The sequence below is a fragment of the Streptomyces fildesensis genome (genome assembly GCF_016107395.1).
GTDB classification, from domain to species: domain Bacteria; phylum Actinomycetota; class Actinomycetes; order Streptomycetales; family Streptomycetaceae; genus Actinacidiphila; species Actinacidiphila fildesensis.
Window position 1 is genome coordinate 1 of sequence record NZ_JAAIKO010000183.1, and the last position, 476, is coordinate 476.

Annotated in this window: 1 protein-coding gene; it reads right to left on the reverse strand. The window is 67.0% G+C overall.

Annotated elements, in window-relative coordinates; genetic code table 11:
• Positions 1-476, reverse strand: a 476-nt coding sequence (locus C6N31_RS42500; protein ID WP_198359664.1) for a bile acid:sodium symporter, incomplete at both ends; no start/stop codon positions are given.

The window sequence follows — 476 nt, forward strand, 5'->3', positions numbered from 1 at the left end:
TTCTTCGACCCGGCGAAGACGATTGCGATCCGATCCGCACGCCCGAACCCCAACGCCGTAGCCCCGATCCCGGTGACGGTCAGAACCAGGGCAAGCAAGACCACTTCCACCGCCAACAGCGTAAGCAGTCGCAGCGGTGCCGTCTGGTGCCAAACGCCCTGCGCGGTGCCCTGGCTGAAAGCCGTGTAGACGACCAGGAGCACGGAGCCGCGGTCGACCAGGCGCAGTGCCGTGTGCTGGCGATTGATGAAGGTGCCGATCCATGGGCGCAGAAGGTGCCCGGCGAGGAACGGGAGCAGCAGTTGGGTGGCGACAGCGATGAGCCGGTCGGGGGCGAAGGTTGCGGCTGAGCCCAGCAAAGTGGTGGCGAGCAGGGGGGTGGCGATCATGCCGAGGAGGCTGGAGTAGGTGCCCGCGCAGATGGCGGCGGCGACGTTACCGCGGGCGATGGAGGTGAAGGCAATGGAGGACTGGAC